The sequence below is a fragment of the Oleiphilus sp. HI0061 genome (assembly GCF_001635675.1).
Window position 1 is genome coordinate 1 of the sequence record NZ_LWFE01001197.1, and the last position, 1,014, is coordinate 1,014.

Below are 1,014 nucleotides of genomic sequence, written 5' to 3' on the forward strand. Positions count from 1 at the left end.
TTACGGCTTTTAAGATATTTTCGGGGAGACCAAGTTGCTCAAATTGAGGCGTGGAGTCTGTCATAGTTAGGAATGCCTATCGATAAAATGGTTCTGACGCGAGGACAGAATAAAAGGGCGGCAATTATACGCAGATTTGAGAAAAAAAGCTTTGATTATTTTTTGATCGACTCTAAGGCTTCCTCTGCCCAGCTTAACCAGGCTTGTTCACCAATGATTCCGCGCCTTAGTGTAAGGTAGGGAAGTTTATAGTTGGCTTGCTTCTCTGGGGGCAGGCTTAAGTAGCTCTGCTCTATCGATAGAAGGCTTTGTAATGTCTTTTGGTGTAGCGCTTGATGCGCTTCAATTTCCTCTAACAAGTTGTTTTGATCGATAAGGTGGCCGCCAAAAACCTTTACCAAGAGGGCATCATTGGTTTTATTCGGTTTTACCTGCGCCGATAGCCATTGCTTGAGCTCTTCAACGCCTTTTGCTGTGATGTCGTAAACCTTTTTATCGGGTTTATCAGTCTGTTTTATATTGTTGCAGGAGATAAAATCCTGCTCTAAAAGAACTTTTAGTTGCTGATAAATTTGCTGGTGGCTTGCATTCCAAAAATACCCTAGTCCTTCTTTAAATTGTTTTAATAGGTCATAACCGCTGCCTGGTTCGGTTTCTAATAATACGAGAATGGCGTGTTTTAAGGACATGGCTCAGCTCTAAATTGAATAGACATTGGCTAGTATATATTATTTTTCAATATGCAATAAGTTGCATAATAATTTGTTTGCGAGGTAATATGTCGAAATAATGAGCTTGTCGTGAGCTTGGTTTTTTGTGTTTTTGACTGATTGATGCAGTGGAGAGAAATAATGGTGCGAACTGGAACTCGATATAGAAAAAACAAAGCAGATGATCATTATGATGTGATTGTTATTGGTTCCGGAATAGGTGGCCTGGCAAATGCGGCCTTACTCTCAAAGTTGGGAAAGAAGGTTTGTGTGCTAGAACAGCACTATACCGCAGGTGGCTACA

The 1,014-nt window shown here is 40.6% G+C and carries 2 protein-coding genes; one reads left to right on the forward strand and one right to left on the reverse strand.

What is annotated here, in order from left to right; genetic code table 11:
• Positions 1–155 precede the first annotated feature (155 nt).
• Positions 156–689 carry a PadR family transcriptional regulator gene (locus A3735_RS18545; RefSeq protein WP_068513060.1) on the reverse strand — a complete coding sequence of 178 codons (534 nt, stop codon included), beginning with the start codon at positions 687–689 and terminating at the stop codon, positions 156–158.
• 162 nt (positions 690–851) lie between these two features.
• Between A3735_RS18545 and A3735_RS29105 the strand changes: the two genes are divergently transcribed.
• A partial coding sequence (locus tag A3735_RS29105) for an NAD(P)-binding protein (RefSeq protein WP_156499748.1) occupies positions 852–1,014 on the forward strand: 163 nt, incomplete at its 3' end.

Excerpts from the sequence above, each read along its gene's own strand:
- A3735_RS18545 (WP_068513060.1), bottom strand. The coding sequence starts at position 689 with ATGTCCTTAAAACACGCCATTCTCGTATTATTAGAAACCGAACCAGGC.